Source organism: Frigoribacterium sp. NBH87 (genome assembly GCF_014217665.1).
In the GTDB taxonomy this organism is placed as follows: domain Bacteria; phylum Actinomycetota; class Actinomycetes; order Actinomycetales; family Microbacteriaceae; genus Frigoribacterium; species Frigoribacterium endophyticum.
Map to the genome: position 1 here is coordinate 596,866 of NZ_CP043650.1, position 22,668 is coordinate 619,533.

The window sequence follows — 22,668 nt, forward strand, 5'->3', positions numbered from 1 at the left end:
GGGACCGATCCGCACCGCGGGCCCAGCCCTCGACGCGACCTCGGGAGACCCGCCAGCATCGCTCATCCACTCCGGAGTGGATCAGCGATCCGGGCCAGCACCTCCCGCTGGCCCCGGGCCCGGGCCGCCTCGGTCGCGGAGCAGCCGTGGCTCGGGCCACCGCCAGCCCCCGGCGGGTGCGTGTCCTCGCCGGCCGGTCAGCGCCGGCCCGCCCGGGAGGACGGCGACCCGCCGCTACGAAGCGACCTCGTCGTCGTCGTACCGGTCGATGCTGATCGTCGGGATCGACGCCGTGATGACCGAGCCGTCGGCGCGCATCAGGCCGCGCAGGTCGCTCGTCGTCGGCACCTTCGTCGTGATGCGGGGCCCCTGGTCGTCGAGAGCCACGCGCACGGGGAGCTCGCCGACCTCCACCCGCTCGCCGCGGACGCCGACGCTCACGCCGGTGCCCTCCTCGACCGTGAAGACGATCTCGTGCTGCGCGAGGTCGACGCGCACCCGCGAGCCGTGGATGGTGAGCTTGAAGCTCAGCTCCTCCCAGTCGGCGGGCAGGCGCGGGTCGAAGGTGATGTCGCCGAGGTAGTCGCGCATGCCGCCGTAGCCGCTGACCAGCGCGCTCCAGATGCCGCCCGTCGAGGCGACGTGCACGCCGTCGGCCGTGTTGCGGTGCAGGTCGGCAAGGTCGACGTACAGCGACGACAGGAAGTACTGCTGCGACAGCTGGTGGTGGCCCACCTCGGCCGCGATGATCGACTGCACGACGCCCGAGAGGGTCGAGTCGCCGGTCGTCAGGGCGTCGTAGTACTCGAAGTCGCGGAGCTTCTGCTCGGCGGTGAACTCGTCGCCCTGGAGGAAGAGCGCGAGCACGACGTCGGCCTGCTTCAGCACCTGGAAGCGGTAGATGACGAGCGGGTGGTAGTGCAGCAGCAGCGGGCGCTTGCTGGCCGGCGTCGACTCGAGGTCCCACAGCTCCTTGTCGAGGAACTGCGCGTCCTGCGGGTGGATGCCGCGGTGCTCGTCGTAGGGGATCTCCATCGCCTCGGCGGCGACCTGCCAGCCGGCGACCTCGTGGTCCTCCAGGTCGAGGCGGGTGACCATCCTCGAGTAGGCGGCGGGCGACTCCTCGGCCAGGCGGGTCACGTAGCGGACGGCGGCCCGGAGGTTCGCGCGCGCCATGACGTTCGTGTAGAGGTTGTCGTCGACGACCGTCGTGTACTCGTCGGGGCCGGTGACCCCGTCGATGTGGAACCGCTGGTCGCCGTTCGAGCGCCAGAAGCCCAGGTCGGCCCAGAGGCGTGCCGTCTCGACGAGGATGTCGACGGCGCCGCGCTCGATGAAGTCGAGGTCGCCGCTCGCCTGCACGTACTGGCTGAGGGCGTGGCTGATGTCGGCGTCGATGTGGTACTGCGCGGTGCCGGCGGCGTAGTACGCCGACGACTCGAGGCCGTTGATGGTGCGCCACGGGAAGAGCGCGCCGCGCTGGTTCAGCTCGACCGCCCGGTCACGGGCCGCGTCGAGCATGCCGAGGCGGAAGCGCAGGGCGTTCCGGGCGACGTTCGGCGCCGTGTAGGTGAGGAAGGGCAGGACGTAGATCTCGGTGTCCCAGAAGTAGTGCCCGCCGTAGCCCGAGCCGGTGACGCCCTTGGCGGCGACGCCCTGGCCGTCGGTGCGCGCCGTGGCCTGCGCGAGCTGGAAGAGGTTCCAGCGCACGGCCTGCTGTACCTCGGGCTGGCCGCCGACGACGACGTCGGTGCGGGCCCAGTAGTCGTCGAGCCACGCGCGCTGCTTGTCGAACATCGCCGACGGCGGCTCCTCGGCGACGCGGTCGAGGGTGCGGTCGCAGCGGTCGGCGAGCTCGCGCGGGGGCACGCCGCGGCTGGTGTGGTAGGTGATCGTCTTGACGATGCGCGTCGAGACGCCGGCCTTGGCCCGCACCCGGTAGACGTGCTTGGCGAGGTCGTCGTCGATCGACGACGACTCGTCCCACTCGTTCTCGGTGTCCATGACGTGGTCGGCGCCGACCGCGATGGTCATGCCCGAGTTCGTCGTGCGGTAGCCGAGCACCGCGCGCTTCCCGCCGTTGCGCTTCAGCACCGGCTGGAGCACGCGCGAGTCGAAGGCCTCGGCACGGCGCGGGTCGAAGGCGCCGGCCGCGGCTCGCATGCCCGCGTGGTACTCGTCGCCCATGTCCTGTCGGTTGAGGATCTGGCTCGAGATGAGCAGCGACGCGTCGGCGTCGAGCACCGTCACCTCGTACTCGATGATCGCGAGGTGGCGGTCCTCGAAGCTGACCAGGCGACGGCTGGTGACGAGCACGCGCTTGCCCGAGGGGGTGCGCCACTCGACGTCGCGGGTGAGCACGCCGTCGCGGAAGTCGAGGCGACGCGTGTGGTCGAGGATGTCGGCCTCGAAGAGCACGAACGGCTCGTCGTCGACGTAGAGGCGGATCACCTTGGCGTCGGGCACGTTGACGATGGTCTGGCCGACGCGGGCGAAGCCGAAGGCCTCCTCCGCGTGGCGGATCGGCCACGTCTCGTGGAAGCCGTTGACGTAGGTGCCGAACGAGTGGCCGCCGCGCCCCTCGTCGGGGTTGCCGCGGAGGCCCAGGTAGCCGTTGCCCACGGCGAAGATCGTCTCGGTGACGCCCTCGTCGCCCTGCACGTACTCGTCCTCGACGAGCGCCCACTCGTCGACCGGGAAGCGGTGCCGGTCGAGCGGGTCGGTGGTGATGGTGTTCACGAGGGGTCCTCTGCGTCGCTGCTGGTCGTGTCGCTGCTGGTCGTGTCGCCGGAGCTGCCGGAGCCGGCGGAGTCGCGGGTCGCGCCGAGCGCGTCGACCACGTCGCCGAGGTCGTCGACGACCACGTCGGCGCCCGAGGCGAGCAGGGCGGCGTGGCCGGCCCCGCGGTCGACGCCCAGGACGAGGCCGAACGACCCGCGCCTCCCGGCCTCGACGCCGGAGGTGGCGTCCTCGACGACGACGCAGTCCTCCGCGGTGAGGCCGAGGCGGCGGGCGCCCTCGAGGTAGGTGTCGGGGGCGGGCTTGCCGGCGATGCCCTCGGCCGCGGCGACGGCGCCGTCGACGACGACCTCGAAGCGGTCGCGGAGGCCGGCGGCCTCGAGCACGGGCACGGCGTTGCGCGAGCTCGAGACGACGGCGACGTGCACGCCGAGCGCGATGGCCCGGTCGAGGAAGGCGACGCTGCCGGGGTAGGGCTCGACGCCGTTCTCGGCGAGCTCGGCGGCGAAGACGGCGTTCTTGCGGTTGCCGAGGCCGCGCACCGTCTCGGTGTCGGGGCTGTCGTCGTCGTGGCCCTCGGGCAGGGTGACGCCGCGGGCCGCGAGCATCGCGCGGACGCCGTCGAAGCGCGGTCGCCCGTCGACGTGCTCGAAGTAGTCGGCGTCGGTGTACGGGCCGAGGTCGTGGGCGGCGAACCACTCGGAGAAGAGGCGCGACCAGGCCCGCATGTGCACCTCGGCGGTCGGCGTGAGCACGCCGTCGAGGTCGAACAGGAGGGCCCGGAGCTCGCCCAGGCGCGAGGAGTCGCGGGGCAGGAGGGAGGACATGGCGCGGTTCCTTCGGTGGATCGATGTCGGTCGGGGCAGGTGCTCGGGAACGACGTCGGTCCGTGGCAGCTCTCGGTGCTCCGGCAGGGATCAGGCCGGGGTCGACGAGCACGGGGTCGGACTCGTCGCGACAAGTGTGGCACCCCGTGAGGGGCGCGCGCGCCCACCCGGCCGAGGGTCGTCCGCCCTCGGGACGACGACAGGGCACGACCGCGCCGGCGGTCGTGCCCTGTCTGGCGCTGGCGTCGCCCTGCGACTGAGCTTCACGGGCAGGGGTGCAGTGCGACACCGGCCGGTGGGAGCGCTGAACGCTTCCAGCCCGTGGAACGGTACGCCCTCACCCGCGGTGTCACCCAGGTCGCAGTCAGCGGGGTACGCGGCGCGCCCCGTACCGCCCCGAGCTGTCCCCCGTCGCGCCCTCGGGGCGTCACGCGGGCGGCGCCTTCAGCGGAGGGCGCGGACCACCTTCGCGACGCCCCGCACCGCGACCACCCCGGTGACGACCCACGGCCCGGCGACGATCAGCGGGTCGAGCCAGCGGTGGCGGCGGTCGACGCGGGTGCGGTCCCGCGACGTGGCCCGCGCCTCCTTCCGGGCCTCGGCCGTGACGCCGGTCTCGCGCAGCAGGCCGTCGGGGCGGCCGCTGACCAGCGACCGCAGGTGGGCGCCGGTCGAGTCGACCCGGTCGCCGACGACGAGCAGGAGCCAGTGCGCGAGCCGGCCCTCGCTGTAGCGGTCGTACGCCACGCGGCGGATCGCGCCCGAGAGCCCGTGCAGAGGCTGCGCCGTGCCGAAGACCGGCGTGACGAAGGCGTGCTCGATCGAGCGCTCCCGCCCCTCGCCGCCCGGCTGCCGCTCGGGGAACTCCCAGTGCGCTCCGGAGGCACCGGGCGCGTACTGCAGCTTCGGGTGCGAAGGGCGGTCGGCCGGGTCGAGGTCGGCGCCCCAGCCGGGCACGCGGGCCCGGAGCTGCTCCTGCGTCGGTACCGCACGGGGCTTCGAGGGGAGGTAGGCGAGGGGGACGTCGTCGTGGTCGCTCATGGGGGCCTCCAGGTGCAGGGATGTGGGGGTGGGTCGTGAGGGTCGGCGGGCGGAGTCAGGCGCCGGGGAGCACGAGGGTCTTGATGTTCCCGTCGAGCTTCGCGGAGAAGAGGTGGTACCCCTCGGCGATGTGCTCGAGCGGCACCCGGTGGGTGACGACGTCGCTCGGCCGGAAGTGCCCGGCGCGGATGTGCTCGAAGAGGCGCGGCCACTGGCGCTTGACCGGCGCCTGGTTCATGCGCAGCGTGAGGCCCTTGTTGAGGGCGTCGCCGAACTTGACGGCGCTCGGGAGGGGGCCGTAGGCGCCCAGGACGGAGACGGTGCCGCCCTTGCGGACGCCGTCGATGGCCCAGTTCAGGGCGACGGGAGACCCTCCCTGCAGCTTGGCCTTGGCGCTGGTCAGGTGCTGCACGAGGTCGCCGTCGGCTTCGGCGCCCACCGCGTCGATCACGACGTCGGCGCCGAGGTAGTCGGTCTGCTTCTTCAGCTCGACGACCACGTCGTCGTGCTCGGCGAAGTTGATCGTCTCCGCGTGGGCGAACGTGCGGGCCTTCTCCAGTCGGTACTCGAGGTGGTCGACGACGATCACCCGCGCGGCGCCCATGAACCACGCCGAGCGCGCCGCGAAGAGGCCCACGGGCCCGGCGCCGAGCACGACGACCGTGTCCCCCTGGCTGATCTCGCCGAGCTGCGCGCCGAAGTAGCCGGTGCTGAGCGCGTCGGTCATCAGCAGGGCGTCCTCGTCGGCGATGTCGTCGGGGATGATGCTCGGCCCCACGTCGGCGAACGGCACGCGGACGAACTCGGCCTGGCCGCCGTCGTAGCCGCCCGTGGTGTGCGAGTAGCCGTAGATGCCGCCGACGGCCGTGGCGTTCGCGTTGACGTTGTGGCAGTTGGACCACAGCCCGCGCGCGCAGAACCAGCACGAGCCGCAGTAGATGCTGAAGGGCACCATCACGCGGTCGCCCCTCTTCAGGGTCTCGACCGACGACCCGACCTCCTCGACGACCCCGATGAACTCGTGGCCGAAGGTGTGCCCGATCCGGGTGTCGGGCATGAGCCCGTGGTAGAGGTGCAGGTCGGAGCCGCAGATCGCCGCCAGCGTCACCCGGACGATCGCGTCGTTCGGGTGCTCGATGCGCGGCACGTCCTTCTCCTCCACGCGGATCTTGTACGGCCCCCGGTAGGTCATCGCTCGCACGGCTCGTCCTCCCTCGTCGTCGGGCCCGGCCCCTCGGCGCGGTGCCCCTGGTCGACGCCAGTGAACGACGGGAGTCGCGGTGAGGGCCGACCGCGCCGGGGGCCTTGCCTGCGCGGCCCGTCCCCGGTTACCATCCGCGGCGGCCTCGCCGAGGCGGGTGCGCGGCGGCGACGGGTGTCGGCGGTCGCTGCGAAGATGGTCGTCATGCCCCTCCTCGACGTCGCGCCGCTCGTCGACGCCGTCGACGTCATCCGGTTCGTCGGCCCGCGCCCCTTCGCCAAGGGGCGGCAGTACTCGCGCGAAGACCGGGTCCGCGACATCGCCTACGACCCCGTCGACCAGGTCGTCACCGGCACCGTCCGCGGCAGCAGCGCTGAGCCCTACCGGTGCGAGATCGTCCTCCAGCCGACGCGCGGCGAGCAGAGCCGCCCCTCGCGCAGCACCTGCACCTGCCCGCTCGGCGGCGACTGCAAGCACGTCGCGGCCGTGCTGCTCGCCAACAACGCGGCGGCGCTGGCCCCGCCCGCGGCCGCGCCGCTCGGCGGCGACGGCGACCTCCCTTCGCCCCGGGCCGGCGGCGGCGCGGCCGGCGACGCGGCCCCCTCCCCCGACGACTGGCGCGCCCGGCTCGGCGGCCTCACCGGCCGGCCGGCGCCCCGCGACGCCCGCACCACCTCCATGGGCCTGCTGTTCGAGCTGCGGCCGCGGGTCGCCCCGCCCCGCAGCGCCCGGTGGGACGTCCCGCGCGTCGACCGGCACGAGCGCTCGACGGGCGGGCTCGGCGGGGGCCTCGTGAGCGGCAGCTCCCTCGCGGGCGCGGGGGGCGCCTCCCCGGCTCCGGTCCGGCCGTCGGGGGCGGCGAGCTGGCGTCTGGGCGTGCGGCCGGTCAGCCTCAGCCCGACGGGCAACTGGGTGCGGGGCGACCTCACCTGGACGTCGCTGCCCTACCAGATGAACCGGCTCGCGATCGGGGCGGAGCAGCACGCCTGGTTCGGGCAGTTCGCCGCCCTGCACCGGTCGGTGCACGCCTCGTACGTGCCGGGCGAGGCGGACTGGCTGATGCTCGACGACTTCACGAGCCCGCTGCTCTGGCCCCTGCTCGCCGAGGCCCGCCGGCTCGGCGTCGCCCTCGTCACCGGCAAGCGCGCCACCGACGTCACGGTCGCCGCTGGGGCCCGCGTCACCGTCGACGCGCGCACCGATCCGGGCCGGGGCCTCGTGCTGAGCGCCGGGGTCACGGTCGACGGCGAGCCGCACGCCGCGGCCGACACCGGCACGATCGGCGACCACGGCGTGTACGTGGCGACGCCCCAGCCGCACCTCGCCGTCGTGCTCGCCCCGACCGTCGCCCCGCTGGCCCCCGAGCAGAGGCAGCTGCTGACGAGCACGGCCGAGATCACGGTGCCCGAGGCCGACGCCGAGGAGTTCCTCCGCGACTGGTACCCGGGCCTGCAGCAGGCGGTCGCCGTGACCAGCCGTGACGAGTCGGTCGCGCTGCCCGAGGTGCTGCCTCCCCAGCTCGTGCTCACGGCCTCGTTCAGCGCCGGCGACGCTCTCGCCCTGACCTGGCGCTGGGTGATCGCCGGCCGCACCGAGCCCTTCTCCGCGCACGAGACGTCGCTCGACCTGGAGGCGCTCGGCGTCCCCGCGCGCGGGGCGACCCTGAAGGGCGTCGCCGCCGCCGAGTTCGTGGCCACCCGCCTGCCCGAGCTCGAGGCGCGCGACGACCTCCGCGTCGTCGTCGACGGCGAGCGCCCCGACTACCGCGAGCTCACCGAGGCGCCGCACCTGACGGTCACCACGGTCGAGACCGACAAGAGGGACTGGTTCGACCTCGGGGTGCTCGTCACGGTCGAGGGGCGGACGGTGCCGCTCGTGCCGCTGCTCACGGCCCTCGCGAAGCGGCGCGACAAGATGCTGCTCGTCGACAAGTCGTACCTGTCGCTCGCCCACCCCGCCTTCGACGAGCTGAAGCGCCTGATCGACGAGGCCACCGGCCTCGACGAGTGGGAGGCCGGGCCGCGCATCAACCGCTACCAGGCCTCGCTCTGGTCGGAGTTCGACGACCTCGCCGACGCGACGGTGCAGGCCGACGCCTGGCGGAGCGCCGTGGGCGGCCTGCTCGAGCTCGCGGCCGGCGACCAGCTGCCGGGCGTGGCCGACACCCCCGTGCCGGCCGGCCTCGACGCCGAGCTGCGGCCGTACCAGCTCGACGGCTTCCGCTGGCTGGCGTTCCTGCACCAGCACGGCCTCGGCGGGGTCCTCGCCGACGACATGGGCCTCGGCAAGACGGTGCAGACGCTGGCGCTCGTCGCGCATGTGCGCGAGGAGGAGGCGCGGGCGCACGGGCGCGAGCGGGAGGCACCGGCGCACGTGCGCGAGGAGGAGGCGCGCGGGCGGGAGGCGCGGGCCGGGTCGGCGGGGCGCCCGCCGTTCCTCGTGGTCGCGCCGACCTCGGTCGTGCCGAACTGGGCGTCGGAGGCGGCGCGCTTCACCCCCGGCCTCCGCGTGCACGTCGTGACCGAGACCGAGGCGAAGAGCCGGCGGCGGCTCGCCGCGGTCCTCGCCGGCGGCGACGTCGACCTCGTCGTCACGTCGTACGCGCTGTTCCGGCTCGACGCGGCCAGCTACTCCCGGCACGCCTGGGCGGGGCTGGTGCTCGACGAGGCGCAGTTCGTCAAGAACCCCTCCTCGCAGGCGCACCGCTGCGCCGTCGAGCTCGACGCGCCGTTCAAGCTCGCGATCACGGGCACGCCGCTCGAGAACTCGCTGACCGACCTCTGGGCGCTCTTCCACGTCGTGGCCCCGGGCCTGCTCTCGACGCACGTCCGCTTCTCCGACGACTACGTCAAGCCGATCGCGACCGGTGAACGACCGGAGCTGCTCGCGCGGCTGCGGGCGCGCATCCGGCCCCTCATGCTCCGCCGCACGAAGGAGCTCGTCGCCGCCGACCTGCCCGCCAAGCAGGAGCAGCTGCTGCGCGTCGACCTCGCCCCGGCGCACCGCGAGCTGTACGACGCGTTCCTCCAGCGCGAGCGACTCAAGCTGCTCGACCTCATCGACGACCTCGACCGCAACCGGTTCATCGTCTTCCGGTCGCTGACGCTGCTGCGCATGCTCGCGCTCGACGCGGCGCTGATCGACCCCGAGTACTCCGACGTGCCGTCGGCGAAGCTCGACCAGCTGCTCGACGAGCTCGACGACGTCGTGGCCGAGGGGCACCGGGCCCTGGTCTTCAGCCAGTTCACCTCGTTCCTCGGGCGCGTGGCCGAGCGCCTCGACCAGCGGGGCACGGCGCACGAGTACCTCGACGGCTCGACGCGGCGACGGGGCGAGGTGATCGAGAGGTTCAAGGGCGGCGCCTCCCCCGTGTTCCTGATCAGCCTCAAGGCGGGCGGCTTCGGGCTCAACCTCACCGAGGCCGACTACGTGTTCATGCTCGACCCGTGGTGGAACCCCGCCTCGGAGTCGCAGGCCGTCGACCGCACGCACCGCATCGGCCAGACGAAGAACGTCATGGTCTACCGGATGATCGCGAACGACACCGTCGAGGAGAAGGTCCTCGCGCTGCAGCAGAAGAAGGCCGCGCTCTTCGACGCGGTCGTCGACGACGACGCCGTCTTCAGCTCGGCGCTGACGGCCGACGACATCCGCGGGCTGCTCGACTAGGCGGTCGCGCCCCGCCGTGCCAAGGCGTCACCGGCCGCCGCGCCCCGGTGCTTGCGTGGCAGCCATGTCTCCTCTGCGCCCCCGTGCCGTGCTGGACCGCGACGTCGCCCCCGGGGTGCACCGGCTCGAGCACGCCGACACGAACCTCTACCTCGTCGAGCACGGCGACCGCGTGCTCATCGTCGACGCGGGCCTGCCGGGGGTGTGGCCGCACCTCGTCGAGTCGCTCTTCGAGCTGGGCCACGGCCTCGGCGACGTCGACGGCGTGCTGCTCACGCACGCGCACTTCGACCACGTCGGCACGGCCCGGCGGCTGCGCCAGCAGTGGGGGCTGCCCGTCTGGGTGCACCCCGACGACGCCCGGTTCGCGCGGCACCCGTACTCGTACCGGCACGAGCGGCCCCGGTGGCGCTACCCGGTCGAGCACCCCGCCGCGGTGCCCGCGCTGACCCGCATGGCCCTGGCCGGCGCCCTCTCCGTGCCCGCCGTGCTCGACACGCGCCCGATCACGGAGGCGGCCCTGCCCGCGGGCGCCGTGCTGCTCGAGACCCCGGGGCACACCGACGGCCACGTCGCGCTGCACCTGCCCGACCGAGACGCGGTCATCGTCGGCGACGCCGTGGTGACGCTCGACCCGTACACGGGCCGGCGGGGCCCGCAGATCGTCGCGGGCGCGGCGACGGCCGACAGCGAGCTGGCCCTGGCGTCGCTCGACCGGATCGCGGCGACGGGGGCGCGGGTGCTGCTGCCCGGCCACGGAGCGCCGTTCCGGGGAGGCGCGGCGCAGGCGGTCTCGGAGGCCCGGCGCCGCGGGGCGCACTGAGGGCCCGAGCGCGCTGGGGTGTCGAGCGCGCTGAGGTCTCGGACTCGCTGACGCCTCGGACTCGCTGAGGCGCGTGCCGGGGCGACCGACCACGGGTCGCCGCTCCGCGCCTCCGAGGACGCCGACAATGCGAGGGACCCTCCGCGTAGCGTCACGCGCATGGACTCCGACGACTCGACCGCACCGCGCACGCCCGAGCAGGACGCCGCCGAGCTCGCGCTCGCGATCGTCTCGCACGCCACCGCCATCACGCAGGAGGACGACGCGGCCCTCGACGCGAGCGACGAGAACCTGCGGGAGGTCGTGGCGGGGCAGACCGACCAGCCCCTCACGGAGCGGCAGCAGGAGGTCGTCACGACCCTCGGCACGGCTGGCGGGGCCCTCGCGGCCGGCCTGAGCCACGCCCTGGCGGACGCCCGCGGCGTCGACGCCGCCGAGGTGCTCGGCGCGACGGCCCGCTCGGTCGTCGCCCACGCCCGCGACGGCGAGGCGCTCGACGACGCCGTGCGCGACGCAGCCGACGACGAGCTGCCGGCACGGCACGGCGGGGCCCCGGCGCCGTCGGACGACGACCTCGAGGCCGCCGACCCGCGCCGGGGCACGCTGCCCGAGGGCGAGGCCGACCCCCGTGACCTACACGACGCCGGCGACCGGGGCCAGCGCTCGTCGGGCAGCGACCGCCAGCACGGCGAGGGCGACTCCCCCCGCTGACGCTGCTCCCCCCGGCTCGCCGGCCGAGCGCCCGGCCCACCCCAGCCCGGCCTACCGAACCACCGACTGATCAACGAACCACGTCATGGCGTGGTTCGTTGATCAGTCGGTGGTTCGCCGGCGTGACGGGTGCGCCGATGGCGGACGAGGGGCGGTGGGCGGCGGGGCCGGGCCGGGCGCTACGCGGAGACGGGTGCGGGGGCGCGGGCCGCGTCGGCGACGACGGCCGACATCCGCCTCAGCAGCTCCTCACCGGCCAGCACGCCGTCGGCGTCGGTCACCGTGAGGTGCGACGCCGTCCAGCCGAGGTCGTGCAGCTCGCCGTGGGCGGGGCGGAAGGCGTGGTCGGCGACCTCCAGCATGCCCTGGTCGAGCAGCGAGTCGCCCGCGGCGAGCACGAGGTCGGCGCCCGTGCGGGCCCGCACCTCCTCGAGGGCCGCCGCCTTGGTGACCGGGCTCGGCACGCAGTAGACCTTCCGGCCCTGCACCGAGACCGTCCAGCCGAGCTCGTCGCAGCGCGCCGCCAGGTCGGCCACTGCCGTCTCGGGCATCTCGGCACGGTCGACGACCGCGTAGACGAAGAGGTCCTCCGCGACCTTGACCGAGAGCGTCCAGGTGCTCCAGTGCGCATCGGTCAGGAGGGCCTCGACCTGGGCGAGGGGCGCGCACTCCTCCGCGACGCGGGCGTCGAGGCGTCGTCGCCAGTCGAGGTCGGGCACGCCGTCGACGAGCAGCGCGCCGCCGTTGGTCGTCACGGCGTGCGTCGGCCGGACGCCCGGCAGCCGCACGCGCTGGTACTGGGCCACGGTGCGCGTCGTCACCGGGACGAGGTGCGCCGCGGCCGCGAGCGAGACGAGCAGCCCCTCGGAGGCGCGGGTCGTGAACGAGATCGGCACGCCCCCGTAGACCTCCGCCACGAGCAGGTCGGGCGCGTCGCGGTCGTCGCCCTGGAGGCGCAGCGCCGCGGCGGAGTAGATCAGGGTGCGGTCGAGGTCACAGGCGACGACCACGGGGGCGCGGCTCATCGGGCGCCTCCGTCGGTCGGGGCGGTCGGGGCTGGCTCGGCGCGCACGGCGCGCCCGTCGGCACCGGTCGCCCCGGCGGTGTGCACGGGGTGGATCAGCCCGACGCAGCTGTAGGGCAGCTCGTCGACGACCTCCACCGGCACGCCGCGCTGCTCGGCCAGCAGCAGCACGTGGCGGACCTCGTCGAGGGCGTCGGCGCGCACGAGCACCTTCCAGGGGATGCGCCGCAGCAGCACGCGGGTCGTCTCGCCCACGCCGGGCTTGACGAGGTTCACGTCGTGCACGCCCTGCTCGGCGCTGATGCGCTCGACGGCCTCCCAGCCGGCCCAGGTCGGGCCGGCGGCCCGGTCGGGCTCCGTCGCCGCGGCGGCGACGCGGCGGTCGACCTCGTCGACGACGGCGTCGAAGCGCGCCGAGACCGTGTCGACGAAGGCGCGCGACACGTCGGCGTCGGCGAGCTCCGAGTAGAACTTGCCGCCGTGGAAGTCGTGGTCGCCGATCAGCCGACGGTTGTAGACCGTGCGCGAGACGAGGCCCGAGACGGTCGAGTTGAGGCACGCGGACGGGATGAGGAAGTCGTCGCGGGTGCCCCAGGTCGACGCGCAGCGGCCCGGGTCGGCGAGCACGGCGAGGTCGTCGCCGAAGCGCACCCCGTCGGTCTCCTCGAAGCGCGCCAGCGCCTCGGTGAGCTCGCGGGTGATGGCGCCCTTGCCCGTCCAGCCGTCCACGAAGACGACGCGCGCCGGGTCGTGGTGGGCGACCAGCCAGCGCAGGGCGACCGGGTCGAGGCCCACGCCGCGCACGATGCTCATCGTGAGGTGCGGGGCGTCGACGCCGCGCACGCGGGCGGCCCAGCGGCGCATCAGCACCCCGACGGGGGTGCCGGCCCGCGCGAGCGAGACGAGCACCGGGGCCTGGTCGCGGGCGGCGAGCACGAGGTCGGTGACGACCCCGACGGCCGTCGCGACACGGTCCGCCGACCGAGCCAGCGCCTCCTCGTACAGGGCCTGGTACTCGGGGGTGGGCTGGTACTCGATCGGCAGCGACTCGGCGTAGTTGGCCGTCCCGCCCTGCAGCGTCGCCTCGCGCTCGTGCGCGGGCGCCTCGAGCTGCGCGTCGCCGAGGTCGGTGAGCAGCCACGAGACGTCGTCGGCGTCGTACGAGCCGAACGCCGGGCCGACGAGCGGCTCGGGCAGGCCGGGGCGCTCGGCCAGCTCGGGCAGCTCGTCGGCGGGGCGCGACGCCCCGGTCGGGGCGGCAGGGGCGGTGGAGGCGGGGCTGGGCTGCACGGCGGATCTCTCGGTGAGGCGGTCGGCGGGGCGGGCGGGCGCGGGGGCGGGGGCGGGGGCGGGGGCGTCGTCGGCCGCCGCGAGCAGCACGACGAGCACGTGCTCGGCGACCTCGCAGAGCGCCTCGGTGACGCTCCCGGCGCCGACGAGCTCGGCGGGGTCGGTGCCCGGCTCGGGCATCAGCACGACGACGCGCGGCCGCGCGCCGGCCCGCGACAGGTTGTAGGCGTGCCGCGGGCCGGGGCCGTCGAGGGTCACGTCGTGACTGCGGAAGGTGACGCCCGAGGCGACCGCGTAGTCGGGGCGGTCGAGCACGGCGATGGGCGACCGCGTGGTCGACGAGGCCCGTGTGGGCACGTGCCCGTCGAGCTCGTGCGCGACGGCGAGGGGGACGGAGAGGAACTCCTCGGTGCCGAGCACGACGACCGGGTCGTCGCCGCGGACGCCCTCGCGCAGCTCGGCCGGCAGGGCGTCGAGCACGGCCGCCACGACGCCGCGCACGTCGACGTCGGCCGTCGCGGCCGGGGCGTCGACCCCGAACCGCTCGCTCCGCACCGGGGCGACCACGTCGCGGAGGTCGAGCAGCGCGACGGCGTCGGCCGCCGAGGCACGGCGGAGGGTGGGCACGGCCTCGCCGAGCCCGGCCGCCACGTCGGCCCCGACGGTCAGCACGTCGGCGGGCAGCTCGACGCGCCCCTGCCCGAGCGCCACGACGTCGACGCGGGTGCCGAGCTCGCGCGCGACGGCGTCGAGCGCCGCCCGGTCGTCGTCGCCCCGGAGGTCGACGAGGGCCGCCACGACGAAGCGCTCCTGCGGCACCCGCGCGTGCAGGTCACGGACGGTGTCGACCACCGTCGCCCCGGTGCTCAGCTCGTCGTCGACGAGCACCACGGTGCCGCCGACGCGCAGCCGCGACGGGTCGGTCGGCAGCAGCCGGTGGCTGGTGGCGTGCGAGTGGGCCTCCTCGAACGCGCCGAACGCGACCGCGCCCGCGGGGTCGTGCCGGGTCGAGTGGAGATACCAGGAGCCGAGGGCGTCGGCGACGAGGCGCCCGAGCCCGGTCGCCGTCTCGGCGTAGCCGAGCGTCGCGACGCCGGGGTGCCCGGTGCGGAGGGCGGCCAGCTCACCGCGCAGGGCGGCGAGGTCGCCCCGGAGTCGCGCCCGCGCCTCCCCCTCGGCCTCCCGCTCGGCCAGCAGCCTGGTGAACTCGCCCGCCAGCCGCCGGAGCTCGGCACCGCGGGCGCCCGCGTCGCCCTCGCCGAGCGCGAGGTCCGCCGCCGTGCCGAGCAGCTCGCCCGCCACCACGGCGAGGCCGGGGACGGTCGGCACGTGCTTGGCGAGCACGGTGGAGACGAGGAGGTGCGCCCGTCGGGGGTTCCGCCGGAGCGCGAGGCCGACGAGGAGCTCGACGGGCACCAGGCCGTCGCCCTCGGAGCGCACGACGATGCCCACCCGGTCGTGCACGAAGCCGCTCTCGGGCGACATCGGAAGGGCGGGCGGCGTCGAGGGGGCGGCGGGTGCGGCGGCGGCGGGCGCGGCGGACCGCACCGCCTCGGAGACCGGCCCGGCGCTCGCGCTCACGCCGCGCCTCCGGCCAGGCTCAGCGAGGTCGCCCGCATGCTGAGCTCGAGCAGGTCGACGTACGTGGTCTCCTCCGCAGCCACCCCGAAGGCCGCGGCGCGCAGCAGCGTGCGCTCGGCCCAGGCGCGGTGCGGCTTCATCTCGTTCATCTTGTTGCGGTACGGCGAGGCGACCGCGCCGCCGCCCTGGCGATCCGTGATCGCGAGGGCGTCGTGGTACTCCTCGTGGCTGACGACGCTCATGGCGTGCACGAGCGCGACGTGCGACGGGTGGATGACGGTCTTGCCCGTGATGCCGTTCGCCTGGTCGAGCGCGATCTCGCGCAGCAGGCCGTCGAAGTTCTCGAGCAGCAGCCGGCGGCGCAGGTCGACGTCGTCGGCCTCGACGAACGGCGTCATGCGCAGCTGGGGGCGCAGGAGGCGCTCGGTGTCGGCGTAGTGCTCCCAGACCGGGCCGCTGATGACGAAGCCGCGGTCGTGGCGCCCCAGCCGGTTGACGATGTCGGCGATCATCGACGCGACGACGCCCACGTCGTAGATCGTGAGGTCGCGCGACCGGCGGAGGCCGAAGGCGCTCGAGAGGTCGGTCGCGCCGATGCGGACGGCGAGCACGTCGTCACGGTGACGCTGCAGCACGTCGGTGATGCCCTCGAGCGCCGCGGTGCGCGTCTCGGCGTGGATCATCACGGGCGACTCGAGGATGGGCATGACCCGGAGCCGCCGACGGGCCGCGTCGCCGCCCTGGTCGAAGCGCTCGTGGATCTCGTGCAGCACGGCGAAGAAGCGGTCGGCGTAGCCGTCCTGGTTCTCGAACTTCGGCAGCACGAAGCCGCTGAGCACGTCGAGCGCGGAGCCCGACCGCTCGGCCACGCGGAGCATCTGCTCGGGCGTGCGCACGCGCACGAAGAGCAGGGGCACGGGCAGCGGCGCGGCGTCGGGTGCGAGGTCGCCGGACTGCTCGCGGTGCAGCTCGGCCAGGGCCGCCACGACGGCGTCCTCGGCCTGGTCGACCTCGTCGTCGGCGACGCTGTCCTCCAGGCAGAGCACCATGCTCATCACGCCACGGGCCGCCTGCTTGTGCACCGCGCCGACGAGGTCGGGGCGCGTGCCGGGGCAGTAGAGCGTGGCCCCGAGGGCGACCGCGAGCAGCGGCGCGGGCGACGAGAGGTCGAGCCGCTGCGGGATCGTGTGGAAGACGAGCGACAGCTGCTCGTCGCTGAGGAAGCCGAAATGGCGCATGGGCGATCATCTCCCGTTCGGGGCGCTGTCACCGGGACGCTCGGGGATCGAGTACCCGAATCTCTGGTGGACGAGAGGTGGCGTGAGGGTGTCCGGCAGGGTCACCCGGCGCAGCTCGAGGAGGCCGTCGACGACGAGCATCGCCAGCGCGACCCGCTCGCCGGGCTCGGCCGGGTCGACCGACAGGCGGCGATCGCCGGGCAGCTCGACCTCCAGCCACGCGCCGTCGCCCGCGACGACCAGGGCCCGGCGCAGCTCGCGCACGTGCCGCAGGGTGACGAGCACCTCGTCGCCGTCGAAGGCCACGAGGGGGCGGTTGCCGCTGGTCGTCACGACGTCGCCCATGCGCTGGCCGGTCGAGAACGCTGCCCCGTCGACGAGCTCCGTGCTCTCCCACACGGCGTGCACGCCGCCGGTGACCACGAGCGTGCCGATCGCCGACCGCCGCGGCGAGAGCCGCACGACGGGCTGGTCGCGGCTCAGCTCGCGGACGTCGGTGACGTCGGGCGCGGGGAACGGCGCGGGGCGCGACGGGCGAGCGGAGCGAGCGGGGCGAGCGGGGCGGGTCGGGCCGGTCGCACCGGACGCGCTCGACGCGGCGGGCGGCGTCGAGCTGCGAGGGCCACCGAGCGACAGGCCCGAGGAGGCGCGCCCCGGGTCGCCGACCCGCGCCTCCGGAGCAGGGGCGGGACGAGCCACGGAGACCGGAGCCGAGACCGGCGCCGGTGCCGGCGCCGGCGCCGGCGTGGCGGGGAGGTCGGGCACCGCGACCTGCGGCTTCACCCGCCGTCGCAGGAAGACGAGGTCGGTGCGCGTCGGACGCTCGGCCACGGCTAGAGCGTGACCTTGTAGTCGCGGGCCACCCCGGCGAGGCCGGTGGTGTAGCCCTGGCCGAGGGCGCGGAACTTCCAGTCGTCGCGGTGGCGGTAGAGCTCGCCGAAGAGCATCGCGTTGATCGCGTGGTTCTCGTCGCTCGGCACGACGAAGCGGACGAGGTCGCGGCCGTCCTTCGTGGCGACGCGCATGCTCGCCTGGCGGACGGCCCCGAAGGTGCCGAGGCCGCGGCGGTCGGGGTCGACGTAGACGACGAAGACGATCTTGGCCACGTCGTCGGGCACGAGGGCGAGGTCGACGTCGATCTGCTCCTGGTCGGCGTCGCCGTCGAAGGCGACGGCGCCGTCGGCCGAGACCAGCTGGTTGAAGAAGACGACGTCGTCGCCGGTGCGGGCGGTGCCGTCCGCGCCGCAGAGCACCGCGAGGGGCACGAGCTCGGGCTGCGGGCCGCGGCTCGGCGTGGTCTGCCACGAGAAGCCGACGAGCAGCTCGTGCACGTCGGGGTTCTCGGCGGTCAGCGCGGCGTTGCTGCCGGGCACCATCTCGCCCATCAGGGTCCTTCCAGTCGGAGGGTCGGCTCATCGAACTTGGAGCGGAGGAAGCGGCCGTGGGTCGACAGCTCCTCGATCGCGCCGAGCCTGACCTGGTTGGTGAAGTCGAGCACGGTCTCGTGGACGATGCCTAGCTGCTCGACGAAGAGGGCGGTGGGGCGGGAGTCGTCGGCGCGGTCGGCCGCGGGCAGCGAGAGGTAGCGGCCGAGCGGCGTGGGCACGTGGTCCTCGACGAGCTGCTCCATGAGCACCCGCTGCTCGGTCGAGGCGCCCTGCGACTCGATCAGGGCCGCCGACTCGCGGAGCACGTCGACGATCTGGAGCAGGCGCGAGGTGACGAGGGTGGGCAGGCGGCCTCCGCCGGCGTCGATCGAGCGCGACAGCTCCTCGAGCCGACGGGCCTCCGGCGTCGTGGCGCCCTGCCCGAGCGCCGACGCGACGGCCTCCCCGGCCGCGGCCACCGCCTCCCCCGGGGTCGACGACGGACGCGCCGGGACGGAGTCGTCCCGGTCGCGCCCGAAGATCCTGCCGAAGACCATCGGCTAGGCCGAGGGGCCGCCCAGCGCCGGGCGGGCGGTCGCGCCGCCGAGCTCGGCGGCCTCGCCCTGGCGGCTGCGCTCCAGGTAGGGCTTGGCCCGGGTGATGCCGGCCTCGAGGGCGGCCACCGTGCCGGACATGTTCTGCGCGGCCTGCGAGCGGAAGGAGTCGATCGAGTCCATCGTCGCGAACACGTTGTCGAAGGCCTTCTGCAGCGTGTCGACGCTGACGCCCGACGACGACGCCTGCTCGTGGATGCGGGCGGTCTGGTCCTTCAGCATCTCGCTGGTCTGCAGGATCATGTTGTTCGTCGTGGTGTTGATGGCGTCGATCTGGTCGAGCACCATCTTCTGGTTGGCCAGGGCCGCCGCGACCGTGACGGCCGTGCGGAGGGCGGCGATGGTCGTCGTGCGGGCCCGGTCGACGCCCTTCACCAGCTCGACGTTGTTCTTACGGATGAGGTCCATGGCGAGATAGCCCTGCACCGACACCGCCAGCTGCGTGAGGATGTCCTGTCGGCGCTGGCGGATCGGGAAGAGGACGTCGGCCTCGAGCTTCTGCGCCTGCTCCAGCTGGCCGGAGGCGCGGGCGGAGTCGATCTTGGCGGTCGCGGCCTGGTCGAGGGCGTCGGCGAAGACGGCGTACTCGCTGAGCTGACCCATCGTCTCCCAGAGCTGCTGCTTCTCGCCGGCAAGGGCGGCGTTGTCCTTGAGGAGCTCGTCCTTGCCCGACATGAGCGACTTGATGATCGCGTCGAGCTGCGTCTGGGCCGACTCGTACTTCTGGAAGTACTTCGCCAGCTTGTTCCCGCCCGGGATGAACCCGAGGATCTTCCGGCCCACGCCGAGGTCGGCCTGGTTCGGCGTGAGGTCCTCCACCGTCGACCGCAGGTCGCCCAGGGTGTTCGCGACCTTGATCTGGGCGCTGTCACCGCCGCGCTTCGCCCCGGCGACCGACGAGCTCGACCGCTCGAGCATGCGCGTCGAGTAGCCGCTCGACGAGGTCATCTCGGCGCTGGCGAGGCTCGAGATGCCCTCGACCTTCTCGGTGAACTCGGGCGCCCGCGGGTCGAGCGTCGACACGTCGCGGATGAACTCCTGCGCCTGGCGCCGGATCTCGACCTGGCGCTCCTCCGGCACGGGGATCATGCCGGGCGCCGTCTCGGGCTCGACGATCGCCGGCGCCTCGGGTGCGCGCAGGACGAGCTCGCCGCTCTCGTCGGGGTCGGGAGGAGTGAGGGTCATGCTCATGGGTGATCCGATCCTGAGGTGTCGACGGGGTGGAACCGGGTGGTGGGGGCGGCTCAGCCGAAGGTGACGCCGAAGTCGCCGGCGATGCCCGCGAGGCCGGTGGTGTAGCCCTGGCCGACGGCCTTGAACTTCCACTCCGAGCCGCTGCGGTAGACCTCGGCGAAGACCATGGCGGTCTCGGGCGCGGCGTCCTCGCTGAGGTCGAAGCGGACGATCTCCTTGTCGTCCTGGTCGAGCACGCGGCAGTAGGCGCCGCGGACCTGGCCGAAGTTCTGGCGACGCTCGTCGGCCTGGTCGATCGAGACCGCGATGACGACGCGGTCGACGTCGGCCGACACGCTCTGCAGGTCGATCGAGATCTGCTCGTCGTCGCCGTCGCCCGCGCCGGAGCGGTTGTCGCCGAGGTGCTTCACCGAGCCGTCGGCGGCCTCGGTCTGGTTGTAGAAGATGAAGTCGGCCGACGAGCGGACCTTGCCGGCCGGGCCGACGAGGAGGGCCGAGGCGTCGAGGTCGAAGGCCTCGCCGCTGGTGGTGCGCGGGTCCCAGCCGAGGCCGACGGTGGCGACGGTCAGCCCGGGGCTGGTCTTCGTGAGCGAGAGGTTGTTGCCCTTGGCGAGCGAGAGTCCGGCCATGGTGTCGTCCTTCTGTCGTGGTGGTGCGCGTACGGGGTGCGGTGGTGCTGGCGGTGCTGGTGCTGGTGGTGGAGGGCGGTGCGGCCTTGGCTCAGTCGAGCACGATGCCGAAGTCGGTGGCGATGCCGTAGAGGCCGGTGGAGTAGCCCTGGCCCACGGCGCGGAACTTCCACTCGGCGCCGTGCCGGTAGATCTCGGAGAAGATCATGGCCGTCTCGGAGGCGGCGTCCTCGCTGAGGTCGTAGCGCACGACCTCCTGCCCCGTGTCTTCGTTGACGACGCGACAGAACGCGTCGCGCACCTGCCCGAAGTTCTGCCGACGGACGTCGCCCTGGTCGATCGTGACGCAGATGACGATGCGGTCGACGTCGGGGGGCAGCAGCGACAGGTCGATGCGGATCTGCTCGTCGTCGCCGTCGCCCTCGCCGGTGCGGTTGTCGCCGAGGTGGGCGACGGAGCCGTCGGGGGTGGCCAGCTGGTTGTAGAAGATGAAGTCGTCCTGCGACCGGACCTTCCCGTCGGCGCCGAGCAGCAGCGCCGAGGCGTCGAGGTCGAAGGCCTGGCCGGCGGTGGTCCGCGGGTCCCAGCCGAGGCCGACGACGGCACGGCTCAGGGTCGGGTCGGCCTTGGAGAGGGAGAGGTTGTGGCCCTTGGAGAGGGTGAGGCTCGCCATCGATGTGTTCCTTCCGTGCGGGGTGCCTGGTGCGGGGCGCTGTCGGCTCGACCGACGACCTAGAGCGCGGCGGCGGCGGGGCCGACGAGCTCGGGCACGGCCCGGCCGTTGGCCCGCTCGCCGATGGCGGTGAAGGTCCAGCCCTCGGGCGTGCGCGCGACCTTGGCCATGATCATGGCGGTGTGCGTGCCCGAGTCGGTCAGCTGGTAGCGCGCGACCTCGGGGCTGCCGGCGGTCGAGTCGTCGACGACGCGGCAGAACGCGTTCTTGACGAGGTCGAAGGTCTGGCGGCTGTAGCTGCTGATGACGAAGACGATCTGGCTGACGCTCGGCGAGACGCGGGTGAGGTCGATCATGATCGTCTCGTCGTCGCCGTCGCCCTCGCCGGTGAGGTTGTCGCCGGTGTGCCGGGCCGAGCCGTCCTTGCTCGCGAGCTGCTGGAACCAGACGAGGTCGAGCACCGCGCCGTTCGCGTCGAAGAAGATCGCCGAGGCGTCGAGGTCGACGTCGGCCTCCTTCTTGAGGCCGCCGAAGAAGCCCTTCTTGGCCGGCGTCGCGCTGTCCCAGCCGAGGCCGAGGCGCACCTTCGACAGCTGCCCGCCGTCGGCCTTCTTGAGGCTCAGCGACTGGCCCTTCTGCAAGCTCAGACCCATGATGTTCTCCTTCGATGATCGTGGTGGAGAGCTGCCGCGAGGCCCGCTCCTCCTGTTCGTTGCCTGTGTGACTGGTGACATCCTGTCCGAACGACCTGGGCTGGTGCTGACCGCGGGCGATGGAGCAGCTGTCGGAGCCCTGTGACCGGGGAGGCGCGGAACGGCCCCCGGAGGCCGCTAGCGGGAGGCCGTGACCGGCGCCTCCGCCGCCTCCTCGCGCGCCACGCGCCGGTTGCGCACCAGCGACGACGCGAACGCGGCGAGGATGAAGACGACCCCGATGAGTCCCGTGACGACCTCGTTGACGTGGACGCTGATCGACACGAGCAGGATCGTGGCCAGCGCGCCGATGGCCCAGTGGGCGCCGTGGTCGAGGTAGACGTAGTCGTCGAGCGTGCCGGCCCGGACGAGGAAGACCGTGAGCGAGCGGACGAAGATCGCGCCGATGAGGCCGAGGCCGAGCGCGATGAGGATGGGGTCGCTCGTGATGGCGAACGCGCCGATGACCCCGTCGAACGAGAACGACGCGTCGATGACCTCGAGGTAGAGGAAGAGCAGGAAGGCCGCCCGGCCCACGACCTTGCCGCCGGTGTTGCGCGGCCCACCGGCGCTGATGCGCTCGGCGCGTGCGGCGACCTCCTCGGGGTCGATGTCCTGGTCGTCGTCGTCGTCCGACACGTCGAACAGCGCGCCGAGGCCCGTGACGAGGAAGTACGCGACCATGCCGAGCGCGCCGGCGACGAGCACGACGGCCTGCTTCTCGCCCGCCGCGAGGGAGGCGACGACGAGGGCGACGAGGCCGATGACGACGGAGGCGCTGCTCAGCTTGCCGACCCAGGCGAACGCGAGCTCGGGGATCTTCAGCCAGCGGATGTCGCGGTCCTCGAACATGAAGTCGAGGAAGAGCATGAGCAGGAAGATCCCGCCGAAGGCCGCGATCTGCGGGTGCGCGTCGTTGAGGATGTACGCGTAGGTGCCGGGCTCCTCGATGCTGCCCTGCTCGAGCGCGAGGCGGATCGCCTCGACCGGGTTCAGCTGGGCCGTGACGGCGACGATCAGCAGCGGGAAGAGGATCCGCATGCCGAGCACCGCGATGAGGATGCCCACGGTGAGGAACATCTTCTGCCAGAAGGCGCTCATGCGCTCGAGGATGCGGGCGTTGACCACCGCGTTGTCGAAGCTGAGGCTGATCTCGAGGATGCCGAGCACCGCGACCAGGATCAGCGCCTCGACGCCGCCGTAGACGAAGCCCACCGCGAGGGCCAGCACCGTGACGACCAGCGACCCCGCGAACGTCTTGAAGAACACCTGGCGACTCCCCCTCGGCCGGTCGTGCCGGCCTGCTCGTGACCGTGCGGGCCCGGGCCCCCACGGGGTGCCCCGGCCGTCGGCCC

At 73.7% G+C, this 22,668-nt stretch carries 18 protein-coding genes; 3 read left to right on the forward strand and 15 right to left on the reverse strand.

All coding sequences use genetic code 11. From position 1 onward, the window contains the following. Positions 1–234: 234 nt before the first annotated feature. The 4 genes from F1C15_RS02815 to F1C15_RS02830 form a co-directional block, all read right to left on the reverse strand. Positions 235–2,739 (reverse strand): glycoside hydrolase family 65 protein, encoded by a 2,505-nt coding sequence (locus tag F1C15_RS02815; RefSeq protein ID WP_185232833.1) that lies wholly within the window; start codon positions 2,737–2,739, stop codon positions 235–237. After that, the gene (locus tag F1C15_RS02820; RefSeq protein WP_185232835.1) at positions 2,736–3,566 is read right to left on the reverse strand and encodes an HAD family phosphatase; all 831 of its coding nucleotides are present in this window, start codon (positions 3,564–3,566) and stop codon (positions 2,736–2,738) included. Before F1C15_RS02820 ends, F1C15_RS02815 begins: the two co-directional genes overlap by 4 nt. Positions 3,567–4,010: 444 nt before the next feature. Further along, on the reverse strand, positions 4,011–4,607 hold the full coding sequence (locus tag F1C15_RS02825; protein ID WP_185232837.1) for a hypothetical protein: 597 nt from the start codon (positions 4,605–4,607) through the stop codon (positions 4,011–4,013). Between the two features lie 55 nt (positions 4,608–4,662). Beyond that, positions 4,663–5,808 carry a zinc-dependent alcohol dehydrogenase gene (locus F1C15_RS02830; RefSeq protein ID WP_185232839.1) on the reverse strand — a complete coding sequence of 382 codons (1,146 nt, stop codon included), beginning with the start codon at positions 5,806–5,808 and terminating at the stop codon, positions 4,663–4,665. A 204-nt stretch (positions 5,809–6,012) separates the two neighbouring features. Here F1C15_RS02830 and F1C15_RS02835 point away from each other — a divergent pair, with 204 nt between their 5' ends. From F1C15_RS02835 to F1C15_RS02845, 3 genes are all read left to right on the forward strand, one after another. Further along, positions 6,013–9,477: a DEAD/DEAH box helicase gene (locus tag F1C15_RS02835; protein ID WP_185232841.1), complete on the forward strand. Its 3,465-nt coding sequence runs from the start codon at positions 6,013–6,015 to the stop codon at positions 9,475–9,477. Between the two features lie 64 nt (positions 9,478–9,541). Beyond that, positions 9,542–10,300 (forward strand): MBL fold metallo-hydrolase, encoded by a 759-nt coding sequence (locus F1C15_RS02840; RefSeq protein ID WP_197982291.1) that lies wholly within the window; start codon positions 9,542–9,544, stop codon positions 10,298–10,300. Positions 10,301–10,459: 159 nt separating this feature from the next. Next, a complete protein-coding gene (locus F1C15_RS02845) occupies positions 10,460–11,011 on the forward strand; it encodes a hypothetical protein (RefSeq protein WP_185232843.1) in 552 nt (183 codons plus the stop codon). Positions 11,012–11,190: 179 nt separating this feature from the next. Here F1C15_RS02845 and F1C15_RS02850 read toward each other — a convergent pair whose 3' ends face one another. From F1C15_RS02850 to F1C15_RS02900, 11 genes are all read right to left on the reverse strand, one after another. After that, on the reverse strand, positions 11,191–12,036 hold the full coding sequence (locus tag F1C15_RS02850; protein ID WP_167259313.1) for an HAD family hydrolase: 846 nt from the start codon (positions 12,034–12,036) through the stop codon (positions 11,191–11,193). Next, positions 12,033–14,906: a phosphoribosyltransferase domain-containing protein gene (locus F1C15_RS02855; RefSeq protein WP_185232845.1), complete on the reverse strand. Its 2,874-nt coding sequence runs from the start codon at positions 14,904–14,906 to the stop codon at positions 12,033–12,035. Before F1C15_RS02855 ends, F1C15_RS02850 begins: the two co-directional genes overlap by 4 nt. Then, positions 14,903–16,144, reverse strand: coding sequence for an HpcH/HpaI aldolase/citrate lyase family protein (locus tag F1C15_RS02860; protein ID WP_185232847.1), 1,242 nt, complete (start codon positions 16,142–16,144; stop codon positions 14,903–14,905). Before F1C15_RS02860 ends, F1C15_RS02855 begins: the two co-directional genes overlap by 4 nt. Positions 16,145–16,150: 6 nt before the next feature. Beyond that, on the reverse strand, positions 16,151–16,975 hold the full coding sequence (locus F1C15_RS02865; protein ID WP_185232849.1) for a hypothetical protein: 825 nt from the start codon (positions 16,973–16,975) through the stop codon (positions 16,151–16,153). Between the two features lie 2 nt (positions 16,976–16,977). Then, entirely contained in the window at positions 16,978–17,529 is a 552-nt protein-coding gene (locus F1C15_RS02870; RefSeq protein WP_056055253.1) for a TerD family protein, read from the reverse strand. Beyond that, positions 17,529–18,068, reverse strand: coding sequence for a hypothetical protein (locus F1C15_RS02875; protein ID WP_185232851.1), 540 nt, complete (start codon positions 18,066–18,068; stop codon positions 17,529–17,531). Before F1C15_RS02875 ends, F1C15_RS02870 begins: the two co-directional genes overlap by 1 nt. 3 nt (positions 18,069–18,071) lie before the next feature. After that, positions 18,072–19,316 (reverse strand): toxic anion resistance protein, encoded by a 1,245-nt coding sequence (locus F1C15_RS02880; protein WP_243861375.1) that lies wholly within the window; start codon positions 19,314–19,316, stop codon positions 18,072–18,074. Positions 19,317–19,369: 53 nt separating this feature from the next. After that, entirely contained in the window at positions 19,370–19,948 is a 579-nt protein-coding gene (locus F1C15_RS02885) for a TerD family protein (protein ID WP_056055259.1), read from the reverse strand. A 91-nt stretch (positions 19,949–20,039) separates the two neighbouring features. Beyond that, complete coding sequence (locus F1C15_RS02890) at positions 20,040–20,621, reverse strand: TerD family protein (protein ID WP_056055261.1); 582 nt, start codon at positions 20,619–20,621, stop codon at positions 20,040–20,042. Between the two features lie 59 nt (positions 20,622–20,680). Further along, the gene (locus tag F1C15_RS02895; RefSeq protein WP_056055264.1) at positions 20,681–21,274 is read right to left on the reverse strand and encodes a TerD family protein; all 594 of its coding nucleotides are present in this window, start codon (positions 21,272–21,274) and stop codon (positions 20,681–20,683) included. 177 nt (positions 21,275–21,451) lie between these two features. Continuing rightward, positions 21,452–22,582 (reverse strand): DUF475 domain-containing protein, encoded by a 1,131-nt coding sequence (locus F1C15_RS02900; RefSeq protein ID WP_056055266.1) that lies wholly within the window; start codon positions 22,580–22,582, stop codon positions 21,452–21,454. Between the last annotated feature and the right edge of the window lie 86 nt (positions 22,583–22,668).